This is a genomic window from Tessaracoccus pujii (genome assembly GCF_055326215.1).
Genome location: NZ_JBUZNP010000002.1, coordinates 356,098 through 379,940 on the forward strand (window position 1 = coordinate 356,098; position 23,843 = coordinate 379,940).

The 23,843-nt window shown below is 72.2% G+C and carries 17 protein-coding genes; 7 read left to right on the forward strand and 10 right to left on the reverse strand.

Translation table 11 applies throughout. The features are described 5' to 3' along the window. The gene (locus tag ACZK5N_RS03720; RefSeq protein ID WP_459020142.1) at nucleotides 1-3,810 is read right to left on the reverse strand and encodes a DNA polymerase III subunit alpha; all 3,810 of its coding nucleotides are present in this window, start codon (nucleotides 3,808-3,810) and stop codon (nucleotides 1-3) included. Continuing rightward, a complete protein-coding gene (locus ACZK5N_RS03725; protein ID WP_459020143.1) occupies nucleotides 3,810-4,124 on the reverse strand; it encodes a DUF6504 family protein in 315 nt (104 codons plus the stop codon). Before ACZK5N_RS03725 ends, ACZK5N_RS03720 begins: the two co-directional genes overlap by 1 nt. Nucleotides 4,125-4,341: 217 nt before the next feature. On the opposite strand from ACZK5N_RS03725, the gene ACZK5N_RS03730 reads away from it, so the two are divergent. Beyond that, nucleotides 4,342-5,475, forward strand: coding sequence for a hypothetical protein (locus ACZK5N_RS03730; protein WP_459020144.1), 1,134 nt, complete (start codon nucleotides 4,342-4,344; stop codon nucleotides 5,473-5,475). A gap of 2 nt (nucleotides 5,476-5,477) precedes the next feature. Here ACZK5N_RS03730 and ACZK5N_RS03735 read toward each other — a convergent pair whose 3' ends face one another. Then, nucleotides 5,478-6,320: a formate/nitrite transporter family protein gene (locus ACZK5N_RS03735; protein ID WP_459020145.1), complete on the reverse strand. Its 843-nt coding sequence runs from the start codon at nucleotides 6,318-6,320 to the stop codon at nucleotides 5,478-5,480. Between the two features lie 218 nt (nucleotides 6,321-6,538). Here ACZK5N_RS03735 and ACZK5N_RS03740 point away from each other — a divergent pair, with 218 nt between their 5' ends. Then, nucleotides 6,539-8,737, forward strand: a complete 2,199-nt coding sequence (locus tag ACZK5N_RS03740; protein ID WP_459020146.1) for a HelD family protein — start codon at nucleotides 6,539-6,541, stop codon at nucleotides 8,735-8,737. Nucleotides 8,738-8,871: 134 nt separating this feature from the next. Here the strand turns inward: ACZK5N_RS03740 and ACZK5N_RS03745 are convergent, their stop codons facing one another. Then, nucleotides 8,872-9,762: a methylenetetrahydrofolate reductase gene (locus ACZK5N_RS03745; protein ID WP_459020147.1), complete on the reverse strand. Its 891-nt coding sequence runs from the start codon at nucleotides 9,760-9,762 to the stop codon at nucleotides 8,872-8,874. Nucleotides 9,763-9,799: 37 nt separating this feature from the next. Here ACZK5N_RS03745 and ACZK5N_RS03750 point away from each other — a divergent pair, with 37 nt between their 5' ends. Further along, nucleotides 9,800-10,891 carry a polyprenyl synthetase family protein gene (locus ACZK5N_RS03750; protein ID WP_459020148.1) on the forward strand — a complete coding sequence of 364 codons (1,092 nt, stop codon included), beginning with the start codon at nucleotides 9,800-9,802 and terminating at the stop codon, nucleotides 10,889-10,891. Continuing rightward, the gene (locus ACZK5N_RS03755) at nucleotides 10,881-13,268 is read left to right on the forward strand and encodes an HAD-IC family P-type ATPase (protein ID WP_459020149.1); all 2,388 of its coding nucleotides are present in this window, start codon (nucleotides 10,881-10,883) and stop codon (nucleotides 13,266-13,268) included. The genes ACZK5N_RS03750 and ACZK5N_RS03755 overlap by 11 nt, the downstream gene beginning before the upstream one ends. Here ACZK5N_RS03755 and ACZK5N_RS03760 read toward each other — a convergent pair. Beyond that, a complete protein-coding gene (locus ACZK5N_RS03760; RefSeq protein ID WP_459020150.1) occupies nucleotides 13,256-13,936 on the reverse strand; it encodes a thiamine phosphate synthase in 681 nt (226 codons plus the stop codon). The two genes, ACZK5N_RS03755 and ACZK5N_RS03760, sit on opposite strands and share 13 nt — an antisense overlap. A 149-nt stretch (nucleotides 13,937-14,085) precedes the next feature. On the opposite strand from ACZK5N_RS03760, the gene pknB reads away from it, so the two are divergent. From pknB to ACZK5N_RS03775, 3 genes are all read left to right on the forward strand, one after another. Beyond that, nucleotides 14,086-16,221 carry a Stk1 family PASTA domain-containing Ser/Thr kinase gene (gene pknB / locus ACZK5N_RS03765; protein WP_459020151.1) on the forward strand — a complete coding sequence of 712 codons (2,136 nt, stop codon included), beginning with the start codon at nucleotides 14,086-14,088 and terminating at the stop codon, nucleotides 16,219-16,221. 23 nt (nucleotides 16,222-16,244) lie between these two features. Next, nucleotides 16,245-17,138 carry a DMT family transporter gene (locus ACZK5N_RS03770; RefSeq protein ID WP_459020152.1) on the forward strand — a complete coding sequence of 298 codons (894 nt, stop codon included), beginning with the start codon at nucleotides 16,245-16,247 and terminating at the stop codon, nucleotides 17,136-17,138. 154 nt (nucleotides 17,139-17,292) lie between these two features. After that, a complete protein-coding gene (locus tag ACZK5N_RS03775; RefSeq protein WP_459020153.1) occupies nucleotides 17,293-18,501 on the forward strand; it encodes a hypothetical protein in 1,209 nt (402 codons plus the stop codon). 175 nt (nucleotides 18,502-18,676) lie between these two features. Here the strand turns inward: ACZK5N_RS03775 and ACZK5N_RS03780 are convergent, their stop codons facing one another. From ACZK5N_RS03780 to ACZK5N_RS03800, 5 genes are read right to left on the reverse strand one after another with little or no spacing between them, the layout of a single operon-like run. Further along, entirely contained in the window at nucleotides 18,677-19,705 is a 1,029-nt protein-coding gene (locus ACZK5N_RS03780; protein ID WP_459020154.1) for a threonine aldolase family protein, read from the reverse strand. Further along, nucleotides 19,702-21,087 carry a class II 3-deoxy-7-phosphoheptulonate synthase gene (locus tag ACZK5N_RS03785; RefSeq protein WP_459020155.1) on the reverse strand — a complete coding sequence of 462 codons (1,386 nt, stop codon included), beginning with the start codon at nucleotides 21,085-21,087 and terminating at the stop codon, nucleotides 19,702-19,704. The genes ACZK5N_RS03780 and ACZK5N_RS03785 overlap by 4 nt, the downstream gene beginning before the upstream one ends. A 56-nt stretch (nucleotides 21,088-21,143) precedes the next feature. Beyond that, nucleotides 21,144-21,824 carry a response regulator gene (locus ACZK5N_RS03790; protein ID WP_459020156.1) on the reverse strand — a complete coding sequence of 227 codons (681 nt, stop codon included), beginning with the start codon at nucleotides 21,822-21,824 and terminating at the stop codon, nucleotides 21,144-21,146. Beyond that, nucleotides 21,821-23,038 (reverse strand): sensor histidine kinase, encoded by a 1,218-nt coding sequence (locus tag ACZK5N_RS03795; protein WP_459020157.1) that lies wholly within the window; start codon nucleotides 23,036-23,038, stop codon nucleotides 21,821-21,823. The genes ACZK5N_RS03790 and ACZK5N_RS03795 overlap by 4 nt, the downstream gene beginning before the upstream one ends. Then, nucleotides 23,031-23,792, reverse strand: coding sequence for a lysophospholipid acyltransferase family protein (locus tag ACZK5N_RS03800; protein WP_459020158.1), 762 nt, complete (start codon nucleotides 23,790-23,792; stop codon nucleotides 23,031-23,033). The genes ACZK5N_RS03795 and ACZK5N_RS03800 overlap by 8 nt, the downstream gene beginning before the upstream one ends. Nucleotides 23,793-23,843: the final 51 nt, after the last annotated feature.

The following is a 23,843-nucleotide window of genomic DNA, read 5'->3' on the forward strand; positions in this document are numbered from 1 at the left end:
TCACCTCCCCGAACTTCCCGGGCTGGAATGCCACAGCTTGCGCGGCGCCTCGGCCGCGCCCGTGCCCGCCGGCTTGATGTCCGAGTACGGCGACTGCGTGAAGCCGCTGGCGTGCACCAGCACGCGACGGCGCCCCATGCCCCCGGCGCGGGTGTGCTCCTGCGGATCCGGCGGCGGCTCGTCGTCCTGGCCTGCGGGGCCGGGCCGGGGCGCCGGGACGACCTCCGGCGAGGGCTTCGAGGGGCGCCACTCGCCCACCATGCTGTACCCCACGGGCTCCTCGTCGATGATGGCCACCACCGCCGCGACCGCCTCCGCCTCCGTCGCCCCCTCCGCCAGCGCCGCGCGCCACGCCTGGTCCAGCCGGCCCAGGTCCCAGCAGCCGGTGGCGCGGATGGACACGCCCCTGGGCCCCGTGCGGCGGACCTTGCCGCGCACCAGCACCATCCATGACGAGAACACCGTGGCCGCATACGGCCCCTGCGCGTCCTCGAAGAAGGTGGTGTCCACCGGGCCGGTGGAATCGTCCAGGGTCAGGAAGATCACCCGCCGCCCCGACCGCACCGGCGGCGTCTGCGTGGCCACCTTCACCCCGGCGACGAGGATCTCGGACTGGTTGCGCTGCTCCAGCAGCGTGCGGGAACTGGTGGCGCCCAGCGCCCGCAGCAGCGGGAGGTAGCGCTCCATGATGTGCTGGCTGGCGTCCAGGCCGAGGATCTCCAGCTCCGCCTTCAGGCGCTGCTCGTCGTCCATCTCCGGCAGGCCGGTGACGGGGACGTCCGCCGTCGGCTCAGCCTCCGCGTCCCCGAAGTCCAGCGCGCCCTGCACCGCCTGCGGCGCGTGGCCCAGCCGTTGCCGCTGCGCCCAGGCGAGGTCACCGGGGTCCTGCCCGGCGACGGCGCGGCGCCGGCCCTTCGCGCGGGTGGCGGCCCGCTCGTCCGCCCGTCGCTCGCGGTGCAGGTCCGCCAGCGCCAGGAGGAGATCCCGGCGGGTGACCTGGCCGCGGCGCTGCACCGACGCGTGCCGGCCGATGCCGTAGAGGTGGTCGAACGCGCCGGCGAGGATCAGCCGCTCGACGACGGGTTCCGCCACCCGCGCCCGCGCCCAGCAGTCCGAGAGCGAGGCATAGGGCTGGCCGGCGACGATGCGCTCCATCTCCGCCTCCCCCATGCCCTTGACGTCCGCCAGCGAGAGCCGGATGCCCCACCCGTCGATCTGAGGCAGCCCGTCGGTGCTGGGCGGGGCCCCCATGGCGAGGTGCTCCGGCAGGGCCATCGGGGCCTCGCCGTCGGCCAGGCGCTCGGCGCGGTACTGCGCCGTGCTGCGGTTGACGTCCAGCCCGAGGACCGCGATGTTCATCCGACGCGCCTCCTCCAGCAGGAGCCGCTTGGGGTACATGCCCGGATCATGCGTGAGGATGCCGGCCAGGAAATGCGCCGGGTAATAGCGCTTCAGCCACGCCGACTGGTAGGTGGGCAGCGCGAACGCCGCCGCGTGCGCCTTGCAGAACCCGAAGGAGGCGAACGATTCGAGGATGTCCCAGATCTGCTCGACGATGGGGTCCTCGTAGCCGCGGGCGCGCGCCTTGGGCCAGAACCACTCCTTGACCTGCGCCTGGCCCTCCTTGTCCCCCAGCGCCCGGCGCACCTCGTCGCCCTGGGCCAGCGAGCAGCCCGTGACCACCGAGATGATCTGGATGATCTGCTCGTGGAACACGACGACGCCCTGGGTCTGCTCCAGCGCCGGGATGAGGCTGGGGTGCAGGTACTCCGGCTCCGCCCAGCCCTGCCGCGCCTCGAGGAACGGGGTGACCATGTCCGACTTCACGGGGCCGGGCCGGAAGAGGGAGATGTCCACGATGATGTCGTGGAAGGTCTCCGGCCCGAACTTGCCCACCAGCTCCCGCTGGCCGGGCGACTCGATCTGGAAGCAGCCGAGCGTGGCGCGGTGGGCGATCATGTCGTAGACCGCCGGGTCGTCGAAGGGCTCCAGCTCGTCGATGAGGGCCGGGGGCCCCGACGGCGAGGTGCGCCCGATCTCCGTCAGCGCGTGCGCCATGGCCGACTGCATCCGGATGCCGAGCACGTCCAGCTTGAGCAGGCCGAGATCCTCCACGTCGTCCTTGTCGAACTGGCTCATGGGGTAGCCGCCGAAGCTGGCCTCCAGCGGGGTGCGCTGCCCGAGCGACGAATCGCTGAGGATCACGCCGCAGGGGTGCAGGGCGATGTGCCGGGGCAGCCCGTCGAGCGACTCGACCAGCGAGAACAGCACGTCCAGCCGCTCCTCCCCCAGGCCCGCGGCGCGCAACTCCGGCAGGTCCCGGAGCGCGGCGCGCGCGTCCCGGGCGCGGATGTGCGGGAAGGCCTTGGCCATGGCGTCCACCTCCACCGGCGCCAGGCTGAGCGCGGCGCCCACGTCCCGCACGGCGTGCCGCACCCGGTAGGTCTCGATCATGGCCACGCACGCCACCCGCTGGCCGCCGAAGGTGGCCAGGATCGTGTCGTAGACCTCCGTGCGGCGGGCGGACTCCACGTCGAGGTCGATGTCCGGCAGCGCCACCCGCAGCGGGGACAGGAAGCGCTCCATGATCAGGCCGTGCCGGATGGGGTCCACCCCTGAGACGCCGAGGGCGTAGTTGACCAGGCTGCCGGCGCCGGAGCCGCGGGCGGCGCAGCGGATGCCCAGCTCCCGGACGAGGCCCACCACGTCGGCGACCGTGAGGAAGTAGGACTCGAAACCGAGCTTTCCGATGACGGCCAGCTCGTCGTCGAGGCGGCCGGTCACCTCTGCGGTGAGGGCGCCGTACCGCTGCGCCAGGCCCGCCTCGCAGCGCGCCCGCAGCACCGAGGGCGCCAGCTCGACGGTGGTGCCGAGGGTCTCGAACTCCGGCAGGCGGATCTCCCCCAGCCCGACGTCCCCGACGGGGTCCAGCCGGCACCGCTCGGCGAGGTGCCGGGTGGCGCGCAGCAGGGCCGTGCCGTCCGGCTCACCGGCGAGCCTGGCCGCCTCGTCCGCCGCGACCGCCATGGCCTCCCCCGTCTTCAGGTAGCCCTCCGCGTTTCGCCTGTCGATGGTGCGCACGTCCAGCGGCGCCAGGCGGCGCGCGGCGTCCAGCACGTCCGCGGTGGCGGCCTGCTCCCGGCGCGCCATCCGTGCCGCGTTGGTGAGCACGACGGGGAGGCCCAGCCGGCGGGCCAGGCGGATCATGCCCGCCGCGTGGTGCGCCGACCCCGCCCCGCGGCCACCCACCTGGTGGTTGGTGGCGGCCAGGACCAGGCCGGAGCCCAGCTCCGCGCGCCACCGCCTGGCCGCGACCTCCGCCAGATCCGGGCGGCCCACGGCGAGCGCCTCGCCCACCTCCGAATCCGCGCCGAGCAGCACCACGGCGTCGTGCCCTGCGCAGTGCCGCGCGAGGATGCCGAGGGAGACCACCGGATCACCGCGTTCGCCCGTGAGCTGGGCCTCGGTGATGAGCGCGCACAGCGTGCCCCACCCCGCCCTGGAGGTGGCCAGCACCACGACGCGCGGGAGGCGCTCGTCGCGCAACTGCCCGCCGCGGGCCGCCGAGGGGCGCCGCGTGGCCTGCCACCCGGCCGGGCGCACCGCCAGGTCCACCCCGACGATGGGGGCGATCCCGGCCTTGAGGCAGGCCTTGGCGAAACGGACCGCGCCGTAGAGGCCGCCGCGGTCCGTGAGCGCGAGCGCGTCCATGCCGTGGCGCACCGCTTCGGCCACCAGCTCACCGGGGTGCGACGCGCCGTACTGGAAGGAGTATCCGGAGGCCACGCGCAGGTGCACGAACTCCGACATCAGTCCAGCACCGCCTGGAGCACCCAGTCCTCTGCGTCCACCGTGCGCGCCAGCTCGTAGACGCCGCGGTGCCGCCCGTTGCCGGCCTCGACGCGCCACACCTCCCGCTCGCCGAGCAGGTCGCGGGCCGCGACCTCCTCGCCCCGCTCCGCCGCGACCTCCTCGCCCCGCGCCGCGCGCACCTGCCGCCCGGACCACCACGGCGTGGCGCGGCTCCACCGCCCCTGGACCTCCTTGACCAGCAGCAGCCGGTCCCGCCAGATGAACTGGCGGGGCTCGTCGCTGAACAGCACGTGGATGGGTTCGTCGTACATGCGCATGGCGGCCTTCCGGGGAGATGAGGGGGTGCAGACTGTGCTTCTCGACCCGGGAGCCCTGGCCCGGCGTAGGGGTCGAAGCCACGCCAGGCCCAGGCGGCCCATACCGTGCGCCTGTTCCACCAGAGCTTCCCCGAACTAATAGAACAGGCGTTCGGTAGTTCCTACTATATGCCCCCCCACCGACAGAACGTCAACCCCTATCCTGGGCGGCATGCTCACGATCCGCGGCGGCACGCTGGCCGGCATGGCCTGCGCCGCCCGGCTCGCGAAACTGGGCCACCAGGTGCGCCTCGACCTCTGCGGTGAGGCCATGGGCGGCCGGTGGGCGGCCGAGCGTGGGCAGCTGCCCCCCGTCGTGACGCTGCCGGCCCCCTGGCGCGACCTGTTCAAGAAATCGGGCCGCACCCTCGATGCGGAGCTGGCCCGCGCCGGCCTGGCCATGACGGAGGCGCCGCCCGCCGTCCACCGCTTCGACGACGGCGCCGAGCTCGCGCTGCCCACCGAGCGCGGGCAGCAGTTCGCCGTCCTCAGCAGCCGGTACGGGCGGCCGGTCGCGGAGCGGTGGCGCGACACCCTCGACACCCTGGACGACGCCTGGCTCGCGGCGCGGCGGTTCGGCGTGGAGCGCCCGGACGCGCCGGCCACCCGGGCGGACCGCCGGGCGTTGCTGCTGGACCGCACCCTCGCCGACGTCGCGGACCGCGTGGGCCATCCCCACCTGGCGCGGATCGTGCTGGACCTGGCCCCGCCGGCCGGCACCCGGTCCCGCCGCGCCCCGGCGCTGCTGGCCACCCGGCTGGTGGTGGAGCGCACGTTCGGGCGGTGGATCGTCGTCGACGACGCCGGCCGCACGCAGAGCGCCACGCGGCTGGTCGATCTGCTCGAGGGGCGGTTGGCCACGCGCCGGGTGGAGGTCGTCGACGGCGCCCCCGCGGCGCCCGCGGTGGACTGCCTCCCCCGTCGCCCCCGCTGGGCGCGCCCTGCCCTGGCGCCCGCCGTCGGCTCCTCGGTGGCGGACCGTGGCGGCGTGGCGGGCGAGGCGGTGGACCACACCGGGGCCCAGCCGGTGGTGACCTGGCGGACGCCCGGCCCGGACGGGGATCGGCTGCTGACGTGGGACTTCACCCGCGCTCGGCCGGACCTCGCCTGGGGGCTGGAGCCCACGTCGGGGCGGGCGGCGCTGCGCCGGCCGCGCGTGGTCGGGGCGGTCCCGGCCGCGTCGTCGTGCTCCCCCGCCGGCCCCGAGCCGTGGGCCGAGCTGGCCAGCGCGGCCCTGGCGGTCTACGAGGTGCACGAGCGCCTCACGGGTGAGGACGCGCGCCCCACCAACCGGGCGCGGCGGTGACCTCAGGCGCGCGCCGCGAGCCGCCGGTCGTCGTTGACATGGGCGTAGTAGACGCCGATGAGCACGCCGCCGCCGATGAAGTTGCCCAGCAGGGCCACCGCGACGTTGCCGATGGCGGGCCACACGTCGACCCCCTGGGTGAAGCCCACGATGGTGAACAGGATGGTGTTGGCCACGGAGTGCTCGAGCCCCAGGAACGCGAAGATGAACACCGACATCACCATGGTCAGCGCCATGGTGATGGAGTCCTTGAGGAAGCCGTTGTAGACCAGCAGCATCGCCACATTGATCATGAGGTTGCAGAGGATGGCGCGGACGAACAGGTCGCCGACGCCGGACATCGAGGACATGTACCCGAGCTTCACCTCGACGGCGCCCAGCATCTTCTCGCCGACGGCGCCGCCCGTCAGGGTGGAGAACCTCGCCATGATCGCGAGGACGAGGCCCCCCAGCGCGTTGCCCAGGAAGCACAGCCCCAGCAGCCGGAGCCCGCGCATCCGCCCGAGCCGGCGGTGGTAGACGGCGATGGCGCTGACCATCATGTTGGAGGTGAGGAGCTCGGATTTGGTGTAGTAGATGAACACCAGCGCCCAGCCGAACACGAAGGCACCGATGGCCTTGCCGAGCCCGTAGCCGCCCTCCCCCAGGGCCGGGACGGAGGCGACGACGGACAGCACGGTGAAGTAGGCCAGGTAGAACAGCCCGATGAGGATGCCCGCCATGGCGGCGCGCTGCAGGTACTGCAGCGTGATCCGCCGCGACATCTCCGCCTTGGTGTCGGCGGCCTCAAGGACGGCGTCGATGAAGAAGAGGCCGGGGAACAGGCGTTGGCGATAAGGGTCCACGGGACAAGTTTGACATGACTTAGTTCGCTGGGACAGGGGGGCTGGGCTATTTCGTCCCTCAATTGTCAAAACAAATAGGTGTGACAGCGCGTCTGTGGCCATCAACCAGGCGTCAGGACCCGAGGCAGCGCCGACGGCGGAGCCAGGCGGACCCGTCGCCGCGACCCTCGCGCACCGAGTAGGCTTGACTGTCTGTCTCACCCAGAGGATGCATTGATTTGTCTACATCGCGCGCTGACCTCGAACGAGAGATCGCCCTGGAACAGGGGCACGTGGACAAGGTCTACGCCAACCTGTCCACCGCCACCGCGACGGCGAAGTCCATGGCCCAACAGGGACGCGAGATCTTCCTCACCGACCGCACCAACTTCCTCCGCGAGGAGGACGGCACCGCGCTGTTCGAGCGCGACGCCTTCGCCTACCAGGCGGCGCGTCGCCTCGCCATCCTCGACGCCGAGCACGAGGGCCTGGTCTTCGGCCGGATCGACCTCGCCGTCGAGGAGACGCGCTACATCGGCCGCATCGGCGTGCGCGACGAGGAGTACGAGCCGCTGGTGATCGACTGGCGCGCCCCCGCCGCCGAGCCGTTCTACCGCGCAACGCAGGCGGACCCGATGAACGTGGTGCGCCGTCGGGTCCTCCGGTGCCGCGACGACCGCGTGATCGGCCTCGAGGACGACCTGCTCGACGACTCGGTCGAGTCGGACCTGCCGATCTTCGGCGAGGGCGCGCTGATGGCGTCGCTCAGCCGGGCCCGAGGCCGCACGATGCGCGACATCGTCGCCACCATCCAGGCCGAGCAGGACGAGGCCATCCGCGCCCCCTACCAGGGCGTCACCGTGATCGCCGGCGGCCCCGGCACCGGCAAGACCGTCGTGGCGCTGCACCGCGCCGCCTACCTCCTCTACACCAACCGCGCCCGCCTCGAGAAGGGCGGCGTGCTCGTGGTGGGCCCGTCGAACGTGTTCATGAACTACATCGAGCGGGTGCTGCCCAGCCTCGGGGAGGACTCGGTGACCCTCAAGGCCATCGGCGGCGTGGCCGGCGACGTGCTGGGCCTCACCAGCGAGCGGGTCGACGAGGCCGCCGCGGCCACCGTCAAGGGCAGCCTCGGCATGCTCTCGGTGCTGCGGCGGCTGGTGCGCACCCCGTTGATCGACCACCCGGAGGCGCTGCGGGTGCGGGTGACCGTCAAGGGCGAGGTGCTCGGGCTCGGCCAGTCCGAGCTCGGCCGCATCCGGGACCAGGTCCTGTCCGGCACCAAGCTCAACCGCGGCCGCAAGCAGGCCACGGATCTGGTGGCTCAGGCGCTGATGCGCAAGTTCCCCGACGACGTGCCCATCGAGCCCGCCGAGCTGGAGGACCGCGTCCGGGAGCACCCCAGCCTGGCGATGTTCATGAACGCCTGGTGGCCCACGCTCACCGCCACGCGCGTGCTGTCGCGGCTGGCGGAGCCCGCGGTCGTGGAGCAGGTGGCGCCCGACCTGACGCCCGCCGAGCGGGAGGCTCTGGTGCGGTCCTACGCGTGGGTGGGCGGCAGCGACGAGGGGCCGGAGATCGTGCGCGGCTGGTCGGTGGCCGACATCGCGCTGCTCGACGAGCTGATCGACGTGCTGGGCGCCGCACCGGAGGACCCGGAGCCGGAGATGGACGTGTTCCTCGAGGGCGGGGACGTGCCGGAGGTGCTGAGCACGGCGGACCTGCTGCGCTTCGAACGTGTGGTGGATCTCGACGACGACCCACAGACCACCTACGCGCACATCCTCGTCGACGAGGGCCAGGACGTCACGCCCATGCAGTGGCGGATGCTGCGCCGACGGGGGCCGCAGTCGTCGTGGACCATCGTCGGGGACCCGGCGCAGAGTTCCTATCCCCATCAGGAGGAGACGGCGCGAGCGTTGGCGGACCTTGTGGGTCGGGGCCCGAACCGGACCTTCACGCTGAGCACCAACTACCGCTCCCCCAGCGAGGTGTTCGCGTTGGCGGCGCGGGTGATCACGAAGGTGTTCCCCGGCGCGGAGCTACCGAAGGCGGTGCGCTCGACGGGCGTGGAGCCGAGGCTGGCGCACGCCACCTCCGAGCGCCTTCACGAGGCGCTGCGCGAGGAGTTGCTGGAGCTGGCCGGTCAGGTCAGCGGCACGATCGGCGTGATCTGCCCGCCGTCGCTCGCCCAGGAGGTGCAGCGGCTGGTGATGCAGGACGTGCGGCTGCGGGAGTTCGAGAACCGGCTCATCGTGGTGACGGCGCTGCAGGCGAAGGGCCTGGAGTACGACGGGGTGGTGGTGGTGGCGCCGGACGCGATCGTCGCGGAGGCGCCCGGCGCGGAGCGGGTGCTGTACGTCGCGCTGACCCGGGCGACGCAGCGGATGGTGACGCTGGACCTCGGCACCTCGCGCTGGCAGGCCCTCCTCGCCTGATCATCCCGAGGAGCGCTCCACAGTGGGGATCCATGGATGGCAGACCGACCAGATATCACCACTGGACGGGCCAATTGCGGATCCCTGCGGATGGACTCCCGCGAAAGGCGAGGCGGCTCCCCAGGGAACGGGCGTCAGTCCTGGCGCTTCAGCTCGGCGAGGACCTCGCGGGTGGCCTTCGAGCGGTTCTGCGTGAAGAACTGCAGCCCAGGGGCGCCCGCGTCCAGCAGGCCGCGACACATGCGCACCGCCGCGGCCAGGCCCACCTCCCGGACCTCCTCCTTCGACGAGCAGGCCCGCAGCTCCGCGACGAAACCAGACGGCAGCTCCCGGCCTGACAAGGCAGCGAACCGCTCGATCTGCGAGATCACCGTCAACGGCATGATCCCCGGGATGATCGGGATCCCACAGCCCAGGCCGCGCATCCGCTCCACGAGCTCGCCGTAGCGCTCCCCCTCGAAGAACAGCTGCGTGATGGCGAACTCCGCCCCCGCCTCCACCTTGTCCAGGAGGATCCGGGCGTCGAGGTCCGGGTCGTTGCTGGTCTCGTGCGGGTTCGCGAACGCCGCGACACCCACGCAGAAGTCGCCCTCGGCCTTCACGAAGCGCACCAGTTCCGTGGCGTTGGGCAGGCCGTCGGGGTGCGCGGTCCAGGGGCCGCCGCCCGGCATGTCGCCGCGGATGGCCAGAATGTTGGTCACGCCCGCCTCGCGGTACTCCGCGAGCGCGGCCGACAGGTCCGCCTTGGACTGCCCCACGCACGTCAGGTGCCCCACGGTCAGCGGCCCGCCAGACGCCGCGATCCGGCGCGTGGCGCTGATCGTCCGGTCCCGCCGCGACCCGTTCGCCCCGTAGGTCACCGACACGAACGACGGCTCCAGCGGCGCCAGCGCCTCGACGGCGGCCCACAGGATGGGCTCCTCGTCCTCGGACCTGGGGGGGAAGAACTCGAACGAGTAGAGGGGACCCAGGGCTGAGCGGAACAGCTCTCCCACGGTCCGCAGGCTCGATTCAGTCACAGGCATGGGGCAACAATAGGGTTCGGGCGACTACGCTCGATGCGTGAGCCGCTCCCTGGACCCCGCCTTTCCGCTCGCCGCGACACTCCTGTCCGCGGTCAGCGAAACCATCGACGGTTACCTGGCGGCGCAGGAGCCCATGCTGCGGGCCATCGGGGCCGAGGCGATGCTCGACGTGGCCCGCGAGGCAACCGCCGGCGGCAAGCGGCTGCGTCCCGCCTACTGCTACTGGGCCTCCGTGGCGGCCGCTGGCCGGCCGGACGACGACACCGCCGTCCTCAAGGTGGCCTCCTCCCTGGACCTGCTGCACGTCAGCGCCCTGGTGCACGACGACCTCATCGACGCGGCCGACACCCGGCGCGGCCTTCCCGCCGCCCACAAGCGGTTCGAGCAGCTGCATGCGGCCCGGGAGGGCCGCGGCAGCGCCGAGGCGTTCGGCACGTCGTCGGCCATCCTGCTCGGCGACCTCCTCCTCATGTGGAGCCTGGACCTGGTCGACGCCTCCGGCGCACCCCACCTCGACCGCGCGCGTCCCCTGCTCAGCCTCATGCGGGCGGAGGTCACCGCCGGCCAGTACCTCGACGTCGCGGCCCAGTACGGCGTGACCGGCGCGTCCACGGTCGCCGAGGAGCTCGAGGTGGCGCAGCGGGTGCTGGAATACAAGTCGGCCAGCTACTCCATCCGCCGCCCGGCGCAGATCGGGGCCGCGCTCGGCGGGGCCGACGACGCGCTCATCGACGCGCTCGGCGAGTTCGGTTCCATCATCGGGCGCGCGTTCCAGCTGCGCGACGACGTGCTCGGCGTCTACGGCGAGGCGGCCGTGACCGGCAAGCCCTACGGCGGCGACATCCATGAGGGCAAGCGGACCGTGCTGGTGCTGACCGCGCTGAGGGACTCCGCCCCCGACGCCGCCGCTGAGCTCAGGGACCTGCTGGGCGCGCCCGGCCTGACCGACGGCGACGTCACCCGCGCCGGACAGCTCATCGACGCCTCGGGCGCCCGCGCCCACGTGGAGGCCGTCATCGACGACAGCCTCACCCGTGCGCTGGCCGTGCTGGACCGGGCCACCCTCACCCACGACGGCCGCACCGCGCTGGGCGAGCTCGCCGCGCGGAGCGTGCAGCGTGTCCACTGACCCCGAACTGAGCGGCCTGACCGCCGCGGACGTCGCTGCCCGCGTCGAGGCCGGCCAGGTCAACACCCTGCCGTCGCGCTCCGGCCGGACCACGTGGGGCATCGTGCGGGCCAACGTGTTCACCCGCGTCAACGGCATCCTGTTGGTGCTGTTCGTCATCGTGCTCAGTACCGGCAGCCCGAGCCAGGGCGCGTTCGCGTTGCTCATCGTCGCCAACTCCGTCATCGGCATCGTGCAGGAGCTGCGCGCCAAGCGCACGCTGGACAACCTGGCGGTGGTCGGCGAGGCGCACCCCGTCGTGGTGCGCGACGGCGAACGCCGCCAGATCGCCCGCGACGACGTGGTGCTCGACGACCTCATCGTCGTGCGCCCCGGGGACCAGATCGTGGTGGACGGCACCGTGGTGGCGGCGGACTACCTGGAGGTGGACGAGTCGCTGCTGACCGGCGAGGCGGACCCGGTGGCCAAGAGCCCCGGCGACGAGGTGCTCTCGGGCGCCTTCGTCGTGTCCGGGTCCGGCGCCTACACCGCGCAGAAGATCGGCGCCGACGCCTACGCCGCGCAGATCACCGCGCAGGCCGCGAAGTTCACGCTGGTGCACTCGGAGCTGCGCCAGGGCATCAACCAGATTCTCAAGTACGTCTCGTTCCTGCTCGTGCCCGTGGGCGCGCTGACCATCTACGTGCAGTTCAACCAGCCGGACACGACGTGGCAGGAGTCGGCGCTGCGGATGGTGGGGGCGCTGGTGCCGATGGTGCCGGAGGGGCTGGTGCTGCTGACCTCCATGGCGTTCGCGCTGGGCGTGATCCGGCTGGGCCGGCGGCAGTGCCTGGTGCAGGAGCTGCCCGCGATCGAGGGCCTGGCGCGGGTGAGCGTGGTGTGCGCGGACAAGACCGGCACCCTCACCCAGCACGCGATGACGCTCGGCGAGATCGTGTGCCTCGCCGGCGACGACGCCCGCGCCCGCGAGGTGCTGGCGCAGCTGGTGGCGGCGGATCCCGCGCCCAACGCGTCGATGCAGGCCGTGGCCGCGGCCATCGGGCCCGCTGCCGAGCCGTGGCCGGTGATCGCCCGGGCGCCGTTCACCTCCGCCCGGAAGTGGTCCGGGGCGAGCTTCGGCAGTGGCGAGTCGTGGGTGCTGGGCGCGCCGGACGTGCTGGCCGGGCCCGCCGTCGCCGCCCAAGCCGACGCGATCGCCGCGTCCGGGCGCCGCGTGCTGATGCTGGGCAGCTGCGCGGCGCGGGTGGACGACGATGACGCCCCCGGGCACCTCACCCCCCTGGCGCTGGTGGTGCTGGACCAGCTGATCCGCCCGGACGCGGCGGAGACGCTGGCCTACTTCCAGGACCAGGGCGTGAGGGTGAAGGTGATCTCGGGCGACAACGCGGCCTCCGTCGGCGCCGTCACGCGCTCGCTGGGCATGGACATCGGCGACCCGATCGACGCCCGCTCACTCCCCGCCGGCGGATCCGAGGAGCTGGCGGACGCCGTCGAGGCCAACGACGTGTTCGGCCGGGTGGTCCCGGAGCAGAAGCGGCAGATGGTCCGGGCGTTGCAGCAGCGCCGGCAGGTGGTGGCGATGACCGGCGACGGCGTCAACGACGTGCTGGCGCTCAAGGACGCGGACCTGGGTGTGGCGATGGGGTCCGGCGCGCCCGCCACGCGCGCGGTGGCGCAGATCGTGCTGCTCGACGACAGGTTCGCCACGCTCCCCCACGTCGTCGCGGAGGGGCGGCGGGTGATCGGCAACATCGAGCGCGTGGCCAAGCTGTTCCTCACCAAGACCATCTACGCCGTGGGGCTGGCGCTGGTGATCGGGCTCATGGGGCTGCCCAACCCGTTCCTGCCGCTGCAGATGACGGTGGTGGGGTGGTTCACCATCGGCATCCCGGCGTTCCTGCTCAGCCTCGCCCCCAACCGGGAGCGCGCCCGGCCCGGCTTCGTGCGCAGGACGTTGACGGTCGCGGTCCCCGGTGGCCTCACGGTGACCGCGGTGGCCACCGTCACCTACGTGATGACCCGCGGCTTCGGTGAGGTGCCGGACGCGGTGCAGCAGCAGGCGTCGACGGCGACGCTCGTGGCGCTGATCATGACGGCCACGTGGGTGCTGGCCACCGTCGCGCGGCCCTACTACTGGTGGCGGCTGGGGCTGGTGGCGTTCGCGTACGGGTTCTACTTCCTGATGTTCTACATCCCCGTGTGGCACGACGCGCTGGTGCTGGACACGACGAACCCCGCGGCGCTGACGGTGGGCCTCGTCGCGGGGGCGGTCGGCATGGCGGTGGTCGAGGCGACGTGGTGGGTCACGGCCGCCGTGCGCGGGGAACGCCCCGTCGTCTGGGAGCCGGGCAGGGGACGACGGCGTCAGGCGTGGTAGGCGTCGTCGCCGTAGTGCTCGGCGCCGGGTTCCACGAGCCACGCCGCCTTGAGGGCGTCGGCCAGCTCCTGCGTGGCCGCGAACGGGTCCGCGGCGCGGAACACCGCCGTCGACACCACCGCGCGGCGGGCGCCGGCGGCCAGCACCTCGGCGAGGTTGCCCATCTCGATGCCACCCGCGGCGAACCAGACGGGCGCGGCGGGCAGCGACATGGGCGGGTACTGCCGCGCCATCTCGGCCACCTCGTCGCTCACCCGTCCGTCGACGACGGCGGGGCCGACGAAGCCGAACGTGAACGGGTCCCCGTCGATCTTGTCCGCGTCCTCCGGCCCGTCGATGGAGCGGCCGAGCAGGGAGAAGTCGTGCGGGCGGCGGATCCCGAACGGGCGCCAGCCGGGGCGGCGGTAGAACACGACGTCGGCGTTGCACGCCTCGCCGACGTCGGCGGAATCCGTGGCGACGATGGTCTGCAGCCCGAAGAGGCGACGGCGGGCCACGTCGAGCACCTCGGCGGCCTCGTCGACGCTGCGCCCGCCGCGGCTGAGGATCAGCAGGTCCGCGCCGTGGGCGGCGAAATCGGCGGCTGAGGCGTCCGCCTGATCCGGCGGGATCACGAGGGCGAGGCGGGCCATGCGCAGGCGTGTCTTGAGTCCGACGAGAGCGGTCATGTGACCCAATCTAGCCCGCGGCGGGCACGTTGTTCCGGGTTCCTCACCGACTCGCCGCCGCGTCGGCACCGGCTCGGCGCGCCACCGGCACTACACTCGGGGTCCAGACGGGCTCGTACGGCCTCTTCCCCGACCGTGCATGGAGTGGTATGAACAGCACTTTCGACCCGTTGGTCGGTCACGTGCTCGACGGCCGCTACGAGATTGTGGCGAAGGTGGCGCGCGGTGGCATGGCCACGGTCTATCGCGCGCGCGACCTGCGCCTGTCGCGCGCGGTGGCAGTCAAGGTGATGCGAAGCGACCTCGGCGAGGACGACGAGTTCGCCGCCAAGTTCGACCGGGAGGCCCGCTCCGCCGCCGTCCTCAGCCACCCGGCCGTAGTCAGCGTGTTCGACCAGGGCAGCTCGCAGGGCCAGCCCTACATCGTGATGGAGTTCATCGACGGCGAGACGCTGCGCCGGGTGATCAGCCGCGAGGCCCCGCTGCCGCCGGACCGGGCGTTGGAGATCTTCGAGCAGGTGGCCGCCGCGCTGGCCTGCGCGCACGAGGCCGGCGTGGTGCACCGCGACATCAAGCCCGAGAACGTGATGATCACCGCCCGCGGGCAGATCAAGGTGGCGGACTTCGGGCTGGCCCGCCAGGTGGGCTCCCCGCAGATGACGGCCACCGGCGTCCTGGTCGGCACGGCCAGCTACCTGCCGCCGGAGCTGGTGACGCACTCGAGGCCCGACGGCCGCAGCGACGTGTACTCCGCCGGCGTGATGATGTTCGAGATGCTCACCGGCCGCAAGCCCCACACGGGCGAGAACAACTACCAGATCGCCTACCGGCACGTGAACGTGGACATCGAGAAGCCGTCGGAGCGGCTCAGCGAGATCGGGCACGCTGCCGAGTGGCAGATCCCGGACTATGTGGACACGCTGGTGCTCGCGTGCGTGGCGCGCGACCCACGGGCCCGGATCGCCGACGGGCGGGAACTGTTGACGGCGGTGCGGCGCATCCGGCACGAGCTGTCCCGCACCGGCGGCTCGGACAATCCGGCGCTGGCCGCGGCGATCCTGCCGGCCAGCCCCGCGGAGGACGAGCCCTCCCCCGGGTATCCGCGGACCTCCGAGCGGCCCAGGCCGTCGTCGCCGCACACGCCCGAGACCGTCGTCGTGCGGCGTGAGCGCGATGACTGGCGGGGCGCGAGTGTCGCGGGGACGGGATCGGGCGGGTCGGTCGCCGGGGTCGCGGCCTCGTCGACGGCGAACCCGGCCGGGAAACGTCGGCCGCCCCTCGCGCAGGCCGGCCACCCGGACCGCGCGCCGGTCTCGCCGCGCCCGCATCCCGGCGCCGGCCCGCGCAGCCAGCGCACCCCCGTCTTCCCCCAGCTGCACGTCTCCCACGACCCGGTGCACCGGCGGCGTCGCGGCGTGATCGCGATGCTGCTCATCGTCATGCTCACCGTGGGCGCGGGCGTCGGCTCGTGGTGGTGGATGGCGGGGCGGTTCACCACCGTGCCGGCGATGGCGAACCTGAACCAGGCGAAGGCCAGCGAGGCGGCCGAGGCCAACGCGGTGGTGATCGAGACCCTCGAGGAGTACTCCGAGACCGTCCCCGCCGGGCTGGTGATCAGCACGGATCCGACGGCGGGCGACCGGCTGCTGCGCGGCTCGACCGTGACGGTCGTGATGTCGCGCGGGCCGGAGCGGTACCCCATGCCCAAGGTGGTGGGCGCCACCCGCGAGGCGGCCGAGCGGGCCATCGTGGAGGGCCGGATGGCGGTGGGCACCGTCACGGAGGCGTGGTCCGAGTCGCGGCCGGCCGGCGAGGTGCTGAAGGCGTCGCAGGAGGTGGGCGCGCAGCTGAAGCCGGGCACGGTGATCGACATGACGGTGTCCAAGGGTCCGGAGCCGATCAGGATCCCGGATCTCACGGGCGACAAGTCGGATCAGGCCGTCAAGGAGCTGGAGAAGCTCGGCTTCAAGGTGAGCGTCAAGGAGGAGAACTCCGCGACGGTCGAGGCCGGGCGGATCATCAAGCAGGACCCCAGGACCGGCACGGGCAAGCGGGGCGACACCATCACGATCACCCGCTCGCTGGGGCCGGTGATGGTGACCATCCCGTCGGTGCGGCTGAAGAGCACCGACGAGGCGACGAAGCTGCTGACGGACCTGGATCTGGTGGTGGAGGTGCGGAGGTCGTCGGACTTCCCGATCCCGCTGGACATCGCCTCCGGCACGGACCCGGGCGAGGGCACATCCGTGCCGGTCGGCACCAAGGTCATCCTCCACGTCGCCTGACCGAACTGCGCTAGCGTGACCGCGTGACCTCCCCCCGCGGCGCCTGGCTGCCCGTCGCCGCGCTGCTGGTGGCCGCCGTCGCGTGGGGATCGACGGTGGTGGTGACGAAGAGCGCGTTCGCGACCATGTCGCCGCTCGGGGTGGTGGCCATCCGCCTGTTCCTCACCGGCGTGACGCTGGCGCTGATGTTCCCGCACCGCCTGCGGATGCCGCTGCGGGAGGCCGCCGTCGGCGCCGGCCTGGGGCTGCTGCTGTTCGCGGGCCTCGCCACGCAGACGCTCGGGCTGCAGCTGATCGCGCCGTCGACCACGGGCTTCCTCACGGCCACGTACGTGATCTTCACCGCGCTGATCTCGGCGGTGTTCCTGCGCCAGCGCCAGCCGGCGGCGACGTGGGTGGCGGTGCTGCTGACGGTCGCGGGGATCACGGTGCTCGCGCTGGGTCACGACGGCGAGTCGACCAACTTCGCCGTCGGCGCCTCCCTCACGCTGCTGAGCGCCGTGCTCTACGCCGTCCACATCGTGCTGCTCGGCAGGCGGGTGACGCGCAACACCGTGGTGCAGCTGACGGTGGCGCAGGCGGGCGCGGGTGTCGCGGTGAGCGTGGCGCTGTGGCCGCTGCTGCGCGAGCCGCTGCCCACCGACCCTGTGACGTGGGCGCAGCTGCTGTACCTGGGGATCATCTGCGGCGCGGTCGCGTTGTTGCTGCAGAGCTGGGGGCAGAGCCATGTGCCCGCCACGCCGGCCGCGGTGATCATGTGCACCGAACCGCTGTGGGCGGCCGTGTTCGCCGTCGGCCTCGGGGTGGAGCCGTTGACGGTGACGATGCTGGCGGGAGGATCGCTGGTGCTGGGCGCGCTCCTGCTGGCGGTCCTGCCCCGCCGTTCGGCGATACCTGAGGTCGCCTCCGTCGGCTGAGCGATGCTCGCTCCTGCACCCTGCTATCTATACAGCGGCTTCTGCGCATATACGCAGAAGCCGCTGTATAGATAGCATCCTGCAGCTCCTCCCGGGCAGGCGAGCGACCGCTCTCCGATCCGGCGCGACCCCCGCGCCTGTCACACTCGTATCCATGTCCGAGATCGTCTGGATCCTCATCGTCGTCGCGGCGCTGGCCGCCCTCGGGTTCGCCGCGTGGGGGATCCACCGCCACCAGTACGTGAAGCAGCTCCGCGAGCGCGGCTGGACGTTCGTGACCTCACCGTCGATCGGGATCGTCTACGGCCTCAACGTGCCCCCGTTCGGGATGGGGTTCCAGCGCTCGGTGGACGACCAGATCCTCGGCCGCGCCTCGGACGGCACCGGGTTCTCCGCGTTCCGCTACAAGTGCTCGCAGTGGAGGTCCGACGGCTACGTCGTCACCATGCCCCTGCCACGCCCCCTCCAGCCCGCCGAGATCTTCCGCACCGCCGCGCCCACGCTCAGCATCCCCGGCCAGACGATGGTGCTGGGCGATCTCACCGCCGCCGCGGGAGACGCCGGCTACGCGCAGGCCCTCGTCGAGGCCGCCGCGACGCCGCTCCAGGGGCCGTTCCGCGTCACGGTGGACCACGACCGCCTCGTGCTGGTCGACGCGCCGAAGCCGGCCGAGGAGCTGGCGGCCGCCGTCGAGCAGCTCGCCGCACTCCGCTCTCGCCTGCTGGCCTCCCCCGCCGCGACCTTCGTGGGCCCGGCCGCCCCGCCGTCGCTGAGTTTCTACCAGCGCCCGGGGTGGACCTACGTGCCGCGCGACGACAGCTACCTGGCGCTGCTCGACCACACCGGCGGCGGCCGGAGGCACGAGGCGCACGACATCATCTACTCCGACAACGACGGCCTCCCGTTCCTCCGCCTGCGCCACGAGTGGGAGACCACCCACACGCGCACGGACTCCGAGGGCCGCACGCGCACGGAGACCCGCCACCACAGCGAGGAGTTGTGCGAATTCCGCACCACGTTCCCGTTCCACGCGTTGTCGGTGAACTGGGAGCTGTTCGGGGCGGCGCAGAAGTTCGAGTGGGAGGAGTTCAACCGCCGCTACAAGGTGCGCTCCTCGGCGCCACGGTTCGCCTCGGACGTGATCCACCAGCGGCAGATGGAGTACCTGATGGGCTGCGGTGCGCCGAAGTTCGCCGTCGCGGGTGACCGGATCCTCGTCGGGGGTGGCGGGTCCTGGTATCCGGAGGACATCGACGCGGCCTCGCGCTTCCTGCACGGCTTCTTCGCCCGCGTCCCGGACCACGTGTGGCGCCAACTGGGCGCCTGGCCGCGCCCCATCGCTGAACTGGCCTACGACGCCTGAGCCGGGGCGGCTTGGGGCGCTGCCCCGGCTGGGGGGTGGGGTTGAGCCGATGGATGGGTTCGCGGAGCAGGCCACGCTCACCTCACGCGGGAGGGTCTCCACGAACCCATCCATCGGCTCAAACCCATACCCAGCCCGAGCCAAACCCACACGCGTCACCCGAGAGGAAGTGGGATCAGGCGGAGGGCGACGCCAGGGCGGCGCCGATGACGGCCCCCGCCTCGCGACACTCCTGTTCCGTCACGTCCATGTGGGTGACCGCCCGCAGCGACGACGGCCCCAGCACGCTGACCCGCACGCCCCGTTCGGCCAGCCCCGCCGCGACACCGGGGGCCCCGTCGGCCGGGATCATCACGATGTTGGTCTGCACCGACGCCTCGTCCACCGCCCCCGGGCACGCCTCGTTGATGGCCGACGCGAGCGTCGACGCGGCCCGGTGATCCTCGACGATCCGGTCCAGGTTGTGTTCCAGCGCGTACAGGCCGGCGGCGGCCAGCACCCCGGCCTGGCGCCACCCGGCACCCAGGCGCTTGCGCTGCACGCGGGCCCGCGCCATCTCGTCGGCCGTGCCCACGAGCACGGAGCCGACGGGGGCGCCGAGGCCCTTGGAGAGGCAGAGGGAGACGGTGTCGAACAACCGCCCGTAGTCGGTGAGCGGCCGGCCGGTCACCGCGACCGCGTTGGCCAGGCGCGCGCCGTCGAGGTGCGTCGCGACCCCCAGGTCCCGCGCCCCCTCGCTCAGCGCCACGAGCTCCGCGTAGTCCTGCACGGTGCCGCCGCCGAAGTTGTGGGTGTCCTCCACCTCGAGGCAGGCGGTCTCCACCAGGTACGGGCGGCAGTTGACCGCCACCAGGCTGAGGGCGTCGCCTGCCACCAACCGCCCCGACGACGAGACCCAGGTGCGCATCGTCACGCCGTGCAGCGCGCCGTGGGCGCCCATCTCGGCGCGGGCGATGTGCGCGTGCGCGTCGCACAGCACCTCGCGGCCGGGTTCGGTGTGCAGCCAGATGCCGAGCAGGTTGGACAGGCTCCCGGTGGCGCAGAACAGCGCCGCCTCCTTGCCGAACAGCCCCGCGACGTGCGCCTCCAGGGCGAGCACGGTCGGGTCCTCGCCGTAGACGTCGTCGCCGACGGGGGCCTCGGCCATGGCGGCCAGCATGCCGGCGCTGGGCCGGGTGACGGTGTCTGAGCGGAGGTCGATCACAGGTCCTTGGCCTTGTACTCCTGGACCGGGTTCACCCGCCCGAGGCGCCCGGAGCGCAGGCGCTTGGCGACGGTGAAGGCCAGTTCGAGTGACTGGTTGCGGTTGAGCCGGGGATCGCACACCGTCTCGTAGCGGCTGGAGAGGTCGTCCTCCACGAGGTTCATCACGCCGCCGACGCATTCGGTGACGTCGTCGCCGGTGAGCTCGACGTGCAGCCCCCCGGGCCAGGTGCCGAGCTGCTCGTGGACGTCGAAGAAGCCGTGCACCTCGTCGACGACGTCGGTGAAGGAACGCGTCTTGTAGCCGTTGGCGGCCTCGAACGTGTTGCCGTGCATGGGGTCGCACACCCAGGCCACCTTGCGGCCGGTGGCCTCGACGCCGGCGATGACGCCCGGCAGCACGTCGCGCACCTTCTTGGCGCCCATGCGGGTGATGAAGGTGATGCGGCCGGGGATGCGGTTCGGGTCCAACCGGTCCGCGAGCGCGATGGCCTGCTCGGCGGTGGTGGTGGGGCCGAGCTTGATGCCCAGCGGGTTCTGCACGCGGCGCAGCAGCTCGACGTGGGCGCCGTCGAGCTGCCGGGTGCGCTCGCCGATCCACAGCATGTGGCCGGAGCAGGTGTAGAGCTCCTGGGAGCGGGAGTCGACGCGGGTGAGCGCGCGCTCGTACTCCAGCAGGAGGGCCTCGTGGGAGGCGTAGAAGTCCACGGTGTCGAGGGCCGAGTCGTGGACGCCGCAGGCCACCATGAACGCCAGCGCCCGGTCGATCTCCGAGGCGAGTTCCTCGTACTCGGCCTCCACCTCGGAATCGCGGACGAACTGGCCGTTCCAGGTGTGGACGCCGCGGAGGTCGGCGAAGCCGCCCTTGACGAAGGCGCGCACCAGGTTGAGGGTCGCGGCGGAGGAGTTGTAGACCTGCAGGAGGCGCGCGGGGTCGTGGGCGCGGTCCTCCGGGGTGAAGTCGAAGCCGTTGATGGCGTCGCCGCGGTAGGCGGGCAGCGACACGCCGCCGCGGGTCTCGAGGTCGTTGGAGCGCGGCTTGGCGTACTGCCCGGCGATGCGCCCCACCTTGACGACGGGGACCTGCGCGGCGTAGGTCATGACCACGGCCATGGACAGCTGCACCAGCAGCTTGGACTTGATGTTCTGCGCGGTGACGGCGTCGAACGTCTCCGCGCAGTCCCCGCCCTGCAGCAGGAAGGCCTTGCCCTCGGCCACGTCGGCCATCTTGTGGCGCAGGTCGTCGCACTCGCCGGCGAACACCAGCGGGGGCAGGGACTCCAGCGCGTCGATGGTCTTGTCCAGGGCTGCCTGGTCCGGGTACGTGGGCTGCTGGACCATCGGCAGCGCGCGTAGTTCTTCCCGGGAGATGATGCTAGACATGCCCCGAAGGTTACTGCACCGCCGCAATCGGCCCTCGCCCCGGAGCCGACGGTGGACTACGCCGACGGGTCGTGCAGGCCCTGGTCGATGGCGTACAGCGTCAACTCCACCCGGTTGTGCAGCTGCAGCTTCTTCAACACGTTCTGCACATGGTTCTGCACCGTGCGGTGGGAGACGAACAGTTCGTCGGCGATCTCCCGGTACGCCATGCCCTTCGCCACACGGCGCAGCACCTCGATCTCGCGTGACGTCAGCGCGGGACTCTCCTCGTTCAGCGACCTGGCCAGGTTCACCATCCGCCGGAACTCCCCCAGCACGAGGCCGGCGAGCCCGGGAGTGAACACCGCGTCGCCCACCGCGGTCCTGCGCACCCCGTCGATCAACTCCTCCTTCGACGCGGACTTCACCAGGTAGCCCTTGGCGCCGGCCTTCATGGCGCGGAGCACGTCGTCGCGCTCCCCCGACGCGGAGATCACCAGCACCTGGAGGTCCGGGAATTCCTGCAGCAGCATCTCGATGCAGGTGGCGCCGTCGGGTGCCGGGATCTGCAGGTCCATCACGACGATCTCCGGGCGGCTGGCGCGGGCCCGGGTGAGGCAGTCGACGCCGCTCTTGGCCACGGCGACGATCTCGAACCCCACCTCGGTGAGGTCCTCGCTGAGCGCGTCGATCCACATGGGGTGGTCGTCGACGAGCATCACCCGCCGCCGCGCCGGCACCTCGTCTGCGTGCGTCATCGCTCCTGCTCCACTGCCTCGACATCGATGGGGAACCGCAGCTCCCACTCCGTCCCGGCGCCGGGTGAGGATTTGAGGATCGCCGACCCGCCGAGGGCCGTCATCCGGCCCACGATCGAGTCCTTGATGCCCATCCGGCCCGACTCGGCGGCCTGGACCACCTGGCTGGGGTCCATGCCGACTCCATTGTCGCGGACCCACAGGATCACTTCGTCGTCGCGCTCCTGGTCCAGCAGGATCCAGGCCTGCGCGTCGTCGCCGGCGTGCGCCTCCACGTTGTTCAGCACCTCCGTCAGCGCGGCCTGCACCTCGGCGGCGAGATGCCGCGGCACCCTCACGACGCTGGCCATCGTCGAGACCGTCACCCGCGCCGCATGGAACCGGTCGAGCGCCGCCGCCAGATCCACCAACGCGGTGGGCTCGACGGCCGCGATCTCGCGATCCTGCAGCAGCACCCGCAGCTGCGCCTCCGATTCGCGGGCAAGCGCCGCCAGCCGGATGCCGCGACCCCCGAGCCCCGGCCCCTCCCGCTCCACCAGCGCGAGCACCTGGAGTGCGCCGTCGTGCACGATCCGCGAGAGCCGTTCCCGCTCCGCGAGCGCCGCGGTGCGGGAGCGCTCCTCCTCCTGCTCGACGATGGTGGCCCGGAACTGCTCGATCAGCACGCCCAGGCTGGCGATGAGGATGACGGTGACGAACGCCGCGCCGAGGCGTTGGAGTTCGAAGTGCGACGGCACCCCCAGCAGCGCCGCGGACGTGACGAGGGCGAAGGCCACGCCCCACCGGGTGCTGAGGAAGATGGCCGCGTAGGCCGCGCAGCCGCTGATCCAGTACCCCGCCAGCGACAGGGGCGCCGCGAGCGGCGGGACGGTGACGACGGTGGTGAGGATGAGGGTGACGGTCACGCCGAGGTCCGCCACGTGCGCCTGCCACGTGCGGTTGGCGGGGGTGCGCATCCGCCAGGAGATGAAGAGGTGCCAGGCGATGAGCGCGAGGGTCGCGGCGACGACGCCCAGCGGCTTGTCGGTGTAGTTGACCACGTAGAAGAGGTTGACGAACACGGCGTGCAGCCCCAGCAGTGAGCGTGCCACCACCGCGACGGTGTAGACGCGGCCCAGGAGGTCCGAGCGGTCGCGGAATCCCATCCGCTCGGCGCTGGGCCGGCCGAGCCGGCGCAGGAGGGTGCGGTCGATCAGCGCGGGCCGGTCACTCAACGGGCTCCGTCGCCTGCAGCTGGGGCTTCGCGCCTCCGCCGGGGCGCGGGAGGAGGAAGGCGTCGGAACCGGTGTCCTTGAGGTCGCCGTGCTTGACCCGGGCCGCGTACACGTCGGCGTACTCCTGGCCGGTCAGTCGCTGGATGGAGGCGAGGACCTCGTCGGTGACCCAGCGCAGCACCTTGGTGTTGCCGGGGACGTGGCCGAACTCGGAGAAGTCCAGCGGCCTGCCGATGATGACGACGGGGCGCCTGGCCCACGGGATGCCGAAGATGCCCTTGTGGGACTTGGTGCCGATGACCCCGACGGGGATGACGGGCACGCCGTTGATGAGCGCGATGCGCGCCATGCCGGTCTTGCCCTTGTACAGGCGGCCGTCGGGCGAGCGGGTGCCCTCGGGGTAGATGGCGACGACACGGCCCTCGGCCAGGACGTCGGAGATGGCGCCGAGGGCGTCGGCGCTGGCCCGGCCGCCGCTGCGGTCCATGGGCACCATGCCCACCACCGTGAGGAACCAGGCGATGGCCTTACCGGCGAGCCCGCCCTGCCCGGCGAACAGCTCGGCCTTGGCGGGGAAGGTGAGGGGTCGCGGCATCATGGCGGGGACGACGAGCGAGTCGAGCGCCCCGATGTGGTTGCTGGCCAGGATGGCACCGCCGGACCGGGGGAAGTTCTCCGCGCCGATCACCTTGGCCCGGTATCCGTACTTCACCAGGGGGCGGAAGATCAGGGTCTTGAACAGGCGGTACCACATGCGCCGCAGTCTATGGCAGGGGCCGGGCCGCCCACCCGGATCGCCGAAGGC

Excerpts from the sequence above, each read along its gene's own strand:
- ACZK5N_RS03720 (WP_459020142.1), bottom strand. The coding sequence starts at position 3,810 with ATGTCGGAGTTCGTGCACCTGCGCGTGGCCTCCGGATACTCCTTCCAG.
- ACZK5N_RS03725 (WP_459020143.1), bottom strand. The coding sequence starts at position 4,124 with ATGTACGACGAACCCATCCACGTGCTGTTCAGCGACGAGCCCCGCCAG.
- ACZK5N_RS03730 (WP_459020144.1), top strand. The coding sequence starts at position 4,342 with ATGCTCACGATCCGCGGCGGCACGCTGGCCGGCATGGCCTGCGCCGCC.
- ACZK5N_RS03745 (WP_459020147.1), bottom strand. The coding sequence starts at position 9,762 with ATGCCTGTGACTGAATCGAGCCTGCGGACCGTGGGAGAGCTGTTCCGC.
- ACZK5N_RS03760 (WP_459020150.1), bottom strand. The coding sequence starts at position 13,936 with ATGACCGCTCTCGTCGGACTCAAGACACGCCTGCGCATGGCCCGCCTC.
- pknB (WP_459020151.1), top strand. The coding sequence starts at position 14,086 with ATGAACAGCACTTTCGACCCGTTGGTCGGTCACGTGCTCGACGGCCGC.
- ACZK5N_RS03775 (WP_459020153.1), top strand. The coding sequence starts at position 17,293 with ATGTCCGAGATCGTCTGGATCCTCATCGTCGTCGCGGCGCTGGCCGCC.
- ACZK5N_RS03785 (WP_459020155.1), bottom strand. The coding sequence starts at position 21,087 with ATGTCTAGCATCATCTCCCGGGAAGAACTACGCGCGCTGCCGATGGTC.
- ACZK5N_RS03790 (WP_459020156.1), bottom strand. The coding sequence starts at position 21,824 with ATGACGCACGCAGACGAGGTGCCGGCGCGGCGGCGGGTGATGCTCGTC.
- ACZK5N_RS03800 (WP_459020158.1), bottom strand. The coding sequence starts at position 23,792 with ATGTGGTACCGCCTGTTCAAGACCCTGATCTTCCGCCCCCTGGTGAAG.